This window comes from Stenotrophomonas sp. STEN033, from assembly GCF_056856655.1.
This window is the reverse complement of the sequence record NZ_JBXFWM010000054.1, coordinates 23,983-30,383: the sequence shown is the minus strand read 5'-3', so window position 1 is coordinate 30,383 and position 6,401 is coordinate 23,983. Positions and strand designations below refer to the sequence as shown.

6 protein-coding genes are annotated in these 6,401 nt (G+C 65.8%); 1 reads left to right on the top strand and 5 read right to left on the bottom strand.

From position 1 onward, the window contains the following. Positions 1-277: 277 nt before the first annotated feature. Both zapE and AC1VXC_RS15955 read right to left on the bottom strand, forming a co-directional pair. On the bottom strand, positions 278-1,372 hold the full coding sequence (gene zapE / locus AC1VXC_RS15960) for a cell division protein ZapE (protein WP_313171248.1): 1,095 nt from the start codon (positions 1,370-1,372) through the stop codon (positions 278-280). A 2-nt stretch (positions 1,373-1,374) separates the two neighbouring features. After that, complete coding sequence (locus AC1VXC_RS15955) at positions 1,375-2,046, bottom strand: alpha/beta hydrolase (RefSeq protein WP_481539061.1); 672 nt, start codon at positions 2,044-2,046, stop codon at positions 1,375-1,377. A gap of 62 nt (positions 2,047-2,108) precedes the next feature. Between AC1VXC_RS15955 and AC1VXC_RS15950 the strand changes: the two genes are divergently transcribed. Next, positions 2,109-2,969 (top strand): EamA family transporter, encoded by an 861-nt coding sequence (locus AC1VXC_RS15950; RefSeq protein ID WP_481539062.1) that lies wholly within the window; start codon positions 2,109-2,111, stop codon positions 2,967-2,969. Between the two features lie 198 nt (positions 2,970-3,167). Here AC1VXC_RS15950 and AC1VXC_RS15945 read toward each other — a convergent pair whose 3' ends face one another. The 3 genes from AC1VXC_RS15945 to AC1VXC_RS15935 form a co-directional block, all read right to left on the bottom strand. Beyond that, on the bottom strand, positions 3,168-4,901 hold the full coding sequence (locus AC1VXC_RS15945) for an ExeM/NucH family extracellular endonuclease (protein WP_313171254.1): 1,734 nt from the start codon (positions 4,899-4,901) through the stop codon (positions 3,168-3,170). A gap of 108 nt (positions 4,902-5,009) precedes the next feature. Next, entirely contained in the window at positions 5,010-5,528 is a 519-nt protein-coding gene (locus AC1VXC_RS15940) for a c-type cytochrome (RefSeq protein WP_313495776.1), read from the bottom strand. A gap of 135 nt (positions 5,529-5,663) precedes the next feature. Continuing rightward, positions 5,664-6,281 carry a TetR/AcrR family transcriptional regulator gene (locus AC1VXC_RS15935; RefSeq protein ID WP_313171258.1) on the bottom strand — a complete coding sequence of 206 codons (618 nt, stop codon included), beginning with the start codon at positions 6,279-6,281 and terminating at the stop codon, positions 5,664-5,666. Between the last annotated feature and the right edge of the window lie 120 nt (positions 6,282-6,401).

Genomic DNA, 6,401 nt, shown 5'->3' with positions numbered 1-6,401 from the left:
ACCGAACCCGCTGCCCTCACCCCAACCCCGCTCCCGTACACGGGAGAGGGGCTTAAAGCTGTTGGGCCGAGCCATGCTCGGCTGTGGCTTTACCAGCGAGAAGCTGCCCTCACCCCAACCCCTATCCCGTAACCGGGAGAGGGGCTTGAAGCTGTCGTGCCGAACCATGCTCGGCAGAGGCTTTACCGGGAATGCCCTTGCCGAGCATGGCTCGGCACTACATTGGTATTGCTGGGAATGCCCCTTGCCGAGCATGGCTCGGCACTACCGATGGATATCAATTCCGGTGCGCGGTGCCCAGGTACTCGGCGCTCTGCATCTCGATCAGGCGGCTGGCAGTGCGCTCGAAGGCGCCGGCCAGGCGGGTGCCGCTGTACAGCAGGGGCGGTGCGTCCTGGGCGGTGCAGACCAGGTTGACCTGACGGTCGTACAGCTCATCGATCAGGTTGACGAAGCGGCGCGCGGCATCTTCATTCATGCGATCGAAATGCGGGATGCCACCCAGCAGCACGGTGGTGAACTCGCGGGCGATCTCGATGTAGTCCGACGGCCCACGCGGGCCTTCGCACAAAGCTGCGAAATCAAACCAGGCAATGCTCTTGCCACGGCCACGCACCGGGATCTTGCGGCCTTCGATCTGGATGTTGCCGCCGCGTGCTTCTTCGGCACCGCTCAACTCCTTCCAGCGTCCGCCCAACCACGCATCACTCTCACTATCGAGCGGCGCACGGTATACCGGCGAGCGGGTCAGCGCGCGCATGCGGTAGTCCTCGGTGCCCTCGGCATACAACTCGACGCAATACTTCTCCAGCAAGGCAATCGCCGGCAGGAAGCTGTCGCGCTGCAGGCCGTTGAGATAGAGGTTTTCCACCGCCGTATTGGACGTGGTCACCAGAGTCACGCCCTCGGCGAACAGCCGCTCCAGCAAGCGTCCCAACAGCATCGCATCGCCGATATCGGTGACGAAGAACTCATCCAGCACCAGCACGCGCAGCTTGTCTCTCCATTGCTGGGCGATCCTGGCCAGCGGATCGCTCTGGCCCTGGTGCTCATGCAGCTGCTCGTGGATGCCACGCATGAAACGATGGAAGTGGGTGCGGTACTTCTGCTCGATCGGCAGGCCGTCGTAGAACAGGTCGACCAGGAAGGTCTTGCCGCGGCCAACACCGCCCCAGAAGTACAGGCCCTTTACCGGCTCGGGCTTCTTCCAGAACGCGGACAGGCGGTCCAGCCAGCCGTCCTGCGCACTGTCGACGATGGCCAGATGGATGCGGTCCAGCTCGGCCAGCGCGGCATGCTGGGCAACATCGTCGCGCCAATCGCCGCGGGCCACGCCGGCGGCGTAGCGTTGTGAGGGGGTCATTGCATCCATGCTCAGTTGCTGCCGTCGGGCAGCCAGCGCCGCACTTCGTGCTGGATGGCGCCGCGCAGGTCGATCAACTTGCGGTGGAAGAAATGCGAGGTATCCGGCATGCGCACCAGCTGCGGCGGGTTCGGCAGTGATTCCAGCCACTGGTACACGCCCTGCGCGTCGACCACTTCGTCGGCATCACCCTGCACCACCAGCCAGTTGGCCGGCGGCTGCACTTCGGAAAAATCCCAGGTGCGGCGGCCCACCGGCGGCGCGATCGAGATCAAGGCCTGCGGCTGCAGCTGCGCGGCGGCGCGCAGCGACACATAGGCGCCGAAGCTGAAACCGGCCAGCCACAATGCGGCATCCGGGCGTTCGCTGCGCACCCAGTTGACCACCGCGCGCAGATCGTCGGCTTCGCCTTCGCCGTTGTCGTAGGTGCCAACCGAGGCACCGACGCTGCGGAAGTTGAAACGCACGGTGGTGATGCCCAGGTCGCGCAGCGCGCGCGAGACCATGGTCACCACCTTGTTGTGCATGCTGCCACCCTCGATGGACAGCGGGTGGCAGATGACGGCGATGATCGGACGCGCGGCGATCTCGCCATCAGGCAGGTCGACGCCGACTTCCAGCGGACCGGCCGGGCCGTCCAGCATCAGCGTCGCCGATTCGTGGGGGAATGGGAGAGTTTGCATACGGCCATAATAGCGGCCCCGTCCGGCGGCTTCACGCCCGCCCTTCACAACTGCCCCAATCCATGCATTTCCTTGTCCTGAGTGTGATCTGCAGTGTTCTGGTATCGGTGCTGCTGAAACTGGCACCGCGTCGTGGCGTCGATATCGCCCAGGCGGTGACCTGGAACTACCTCGCCGCCAGCGTGCTGTCGCTGCTGTTGCTCAAGCCGTCGCTGCAGTCGCTGCAGAGCGGGCACACGCCGTGGTTGGCGTTGCTTGGCCTGGCCGTGGCCTTGCCCGGCATCTTCCTGGTGCTGGCCCGCGCGGTGCGCGAGGCCGGCATCGTGCGCAGCGACGTGGCCCAGCGCCTGTCCCTGCTGCTGTCACTGGCGGCCGCCTTTCTGCTGTTCGGCGAACAGGCCAACGGCTGGAAACTGGCGGGCCTGGGACTGGGCTTGCTGGCGATTGTCGGTGTGACCGCGCGCGATGGCGATGCAGCCGAGCGTTCGCGCTCCAGTTGGGGCTGGTTGCTCGGGGTCTGGGCCGGCTTTGCCTTGATCGACATCCTGCTCAAGCAGGTGGCAGCGGCGGGCACGCCTTCCACCGCGGCCCTGCTGGTGAGCTTCGGCATCGCCTTCGTGCTGATGCTGGTGTGGCAACTGCAGCGGCATTTCGGTGGCAACAACCGGCTGACCCTGGGAAATCTTGGCTTTGGCCTGCTGCTCGGGCTGCTGAACTTCGGCAACATTCTGTTTTACGTGCGCGCGCACCAGGCACTGCCACACAGCCCGGCGACGATTTTCGCGGGCATGAATATTGGCGTGGTGTGTCTGGGTGCGCTGGTCGGCGTGCTGGTGTTTGGCGAAAAGACCAGCGTGTGGAATCGGCTTGGCCTGGCGCTGGCGGTGGTGGCGATTGGACTGATTGCGCGCGGGACGCTTTAGAGACAGGAGTGAGTGAAGAGGAGTGAGGAGTGAGATACAAGCTGCTGCCCTCATTGCTCCGGCTCAGGCTTGCGCTGACGGTGCGCAGGAATTTCGGGTTATGAACGGATGGAAGGGAGCGAGAAGTGAGAGACAGGCAGAAAGCGAGCAGCTCGCTGCTTTTCTCACTCCTCACTCCTCTTCACTCACTCCTGGCCCTCAGGGCTCAAACCCCAGCAACAACGGATCATGGTCCGAGCTGCGCCACGGCCCCGGTACATTGCGGCCCTGGTAACCCACCTCGTCCGCCTCATCGGCATTGATATGCCACTCGGCCGCACCCTTCAGCCGCGCCGCCATGCCCGGGCTGAGCAAGGCGTGATCCAGGCGACCGGTCAAACCGTTGTAGACGTAGCTGTAAGGCTGCTGCACGCCGGCTACCTTGAACGCGTCCTGCCAGCCATCGGCATTCAAGGTGCGGATCGGGTCTTCCATTGCATAGGCGTTGAAGTCGCCCAGCAACACCGCATCACGGCTGCCGGTACCGGTCGGATCTTCCTGCAGCCAGCTGTGCAGCAGCTTGGCGGATTCCACGCGGGTGGCGTTCCAGCAACCCTGGCCGTCATTGCGATCAGCATTCTCGCCACTCGCTTCCGAGCAGCCCTTGGACTTGAAGTGGTTGGCCACCACCACGAACGGCGTGCCCTTGCGGCCCATGCGGAAGGCCTGCGCCAACGGCACGCGGCTGCGCTCGCCGAACGGCTCGCGCTCCAGCACCGCCGGCTTGCCGACCGGGCTCACCCTTGAGGCGCGGTAGATGATGCCGACACGGATCGGGTTGTCGCCCGGGCCCTTGCCGGCATCGACGAAGCGCCAGTCGCCCTCCTTGCCCTGCGCCGCATTGAGCGCGCGCACCAGCTGATCGATCGCCGAGCCCGGGCCGTAGCCGTCGTTCTCCAGTTCCATCAGCGCGGCAACATCGGCATTGAGGCTGCCGATGGTGGTGATCAGCTTGGCCTGCTGCGCCGCCTGCTGTTCGGCGGTCTTGGCGCCGCGCAAGGTCGGATAGCCGCCGCCCTTGCCGTCGCCATTGAAGTAATTCTCCAGATTGAACGCTGCGATGCGCAGGCCGCCAGCCACCGTCGGTGGCTGCTGCGGACGCTCGGCATCCACCACGACCGGAGCGGTCAGCTGCAGCCGATAGCCGCCATCGAAACGCTGGTCGACGATGCCCTGCACGTCGCGCAGCTGCGCGCCGCTGCGCAGCAGCTGGTCCGGCGCCAGATACGGCACCGCACCCGGATCGCGCTTGCCGCTGGCATCGTCCAGGCGCAGGCGACGGCGGTTGTTGTCGGCAATCACCGCGGCTTGTTCGGGGCTGCCGGCGGCGGCCACTTCGCTGGGCTGCCACAGGCGGCCGCCGAAGGCAGCGGTCAGTTCGCCGTAGCGCGAGAGCTGGTCCTGGCCAGCCACGGTCAGGCCGGTCGGAATGCGCACCTGCATGCCTTCCAATGCTTCCCAGTTGGCGGGGACATCGGTCAACACCAGCGGCGCCGGTACGGGCCGCGCTGCAGCCGGGTTGACGGTCTGGGCCTGCAGCGTGGTCAGGCCCTGCTCGCTCTTGCCGGCGGCCTGCTCTTCGACGGTGCCGGTAATGCGCAGCCACTGGCCGACCTGCACGGTCTGCTCCTTGGGCAGGCGCACGAACATGGCATCGGAAGTGGCGGTATCAGCATCTCCTGCGTCCTGCACGAAGATGCCGCCCAGGCCATCGCGCATATCGGCGGTCACCGCGCCCTCGATGGTGACGGTCTTGCCCGCGTACGGGCTGTGACCGGTCGTGCCCTGCACGCTGCCGATCGGCAGTACAACGGGCCTGGAGGGGGCAGCCAGCGCCGCGCCGGAACAGGCGGCAGCCAAGGCCAGGGCAAGCAAGCTAGGGGTACAACGCATGGACGCACTCCGGGGAAGACGGAAACACAAAGCGCCGCCCTGGTGGGGCGGCGCCGGCTATTCTGCAGCAATCGGGCCTGTTGCCAGCTGCGTGAGTCTGGCGGCTTTCTATTTCAGATTGGCCAGCATCCAGTCCACAGTGGCGTGGATCTGCTCCTCGCTGAGCCCAGCATTGCCGCCCTTGGGCGGCATGATGCCGCCGTCCGGGCCGGTATAGCCCTCGATGGCGTGTTTGTAGAGGGTGTCCTTGCCCTGTGCCAGGCGCTGATCCCAGTGGCTGTGGTCCAGGGTCGGTGCTTTGCCAACGCCGGTGGTGTGGCAGGCGGTGCACAGGCTGTCGAAGATGGTCTTGCCGTCCAGGGTGCCACCGTAGGCCCCGCTGGCTGCTGCCGCAGCGGCAGCTGCTGCTGAAGCGGCAGCCTGTGCCGATGCCCCGGTGGCGCCGGCGTACACCGCACCAATGGGGGCGATGCGTTCCTCGATGCGTTTGGTCGCGGTCGGCGACACTTCCTTGGGAATGACGTGCTGCAGGTAGGACGCGAAGATGATCAAGCCAATCGTGATGACGGCCAGGATGGCGATCACGATGGAAAAGCGTTTCAGGAACTCAAGGTCGTAATTCCGCACGTCTCATCACCCCGGGCGAGTTGTCGGTGGACCAGCAGCTGCTGGGCGAGTATAGACCAGCGTCCGCCCGCTCCCGCAATGCCCTGAACGCGCACACAAGTGCGGCATTGCAGCATCCCGCAGGGCTTACAGCACTCACTGCGGCATCGGCGCACCGGCTGCGCGCAGGCACAGCGCACTGATCGCAGCGACCAGGTGTTCGCCATCGCGCAGGCCGTCACGGCTGGGCGCGGTCGGCCCAACCAGGGCTTCGGTGAAGGCACCGACGATGCAGGCCGCGCTGATCTCCAGGTCCTGCGCCGGCAGCTCGCCAGCGCGTACGCCGTCTTCAAGGATGCGCTTGAACACGTCACCGAACAGACGCCGGCAGCGGATGCGCTCGGCCTCCACTTCCGGGTCCACCGGCTCGGCGATGAAGGCATAGGCCAGGCCCGGGCCGGCCATGGCGCGGCGCACGAACGAGGCTACCGCCAGCTGCAGCCGCTGCGGCGCCGGCAGGGGCTGATCGGCAATGGCGGCGAGGATCTCCAGCTCGTGTTCCACGGCGAAGGTCAGCACCTCCACGAACAGCTCGGCCTTGGACGGGAAATGCCGGTAGATCAACCCGGTCGAGACCCCCGCCTCGGCCGCCACGGCGGTGATCGGCGCATTGCGATAGCCACCTGCGGCGACCAGCCGGCGGGCGGCGACCAGGATCCGCTCGCGGTTGCCCGCCAGCCGTTTTTCCATCAATTCCGAGCGCTTGTAAGCCATTTGTTGATTCTATGTTCAATTTTTGAATTTGTATTCACTTTTTGTCCGGGAGCCGCTAGGCTGCGCGCAAACGCCCGTGCCGACGGCCTGCCCGTCTCCCCAACCCGGTGCGCCCCTTAT

Excerpts from the sequence above, each read along its gene's own strand:
- zapE (WP_313171248.1), bottom strand. The coding sequence starts at position 1,372 with ATGGATGCAATGACCCCCTCACAACGCTACGCCGCCGGCGTGGCCCGC.
- AC1VXC_RS15955 (WP_481539061.1), bottom strand. The coding sequence starts at position 2,046 with ATGCAAACTCTCCCATTCCCCCACGAATCGGCGACGCTGATGCTGGAC.
- AC1VXC_RS15945 (WP_313171254.1), bottom strand. The coding sequence starts at position 4,901 with ATGCGTTGTACCCCTAGCTTGCTTGCCCTGGCCTTGGCTGCCGCCTGT.
- AC1VXC_RS15935 (WP_313171258.1), bottom strand. The coding sequence starts at position 6,281 with ATGGCTTACAAGCGCTCGGAATTGATGGAAAAACGGCTGGCGGGCAAC.
- AC1VXC_RS15950 (WP_481539062.1), top strand. The coding sequence starts at position 2,109 with ATGCATTTCCTTGTCCTGAGTGTGATCTGCAGTGTTCTGGTATCGGTG.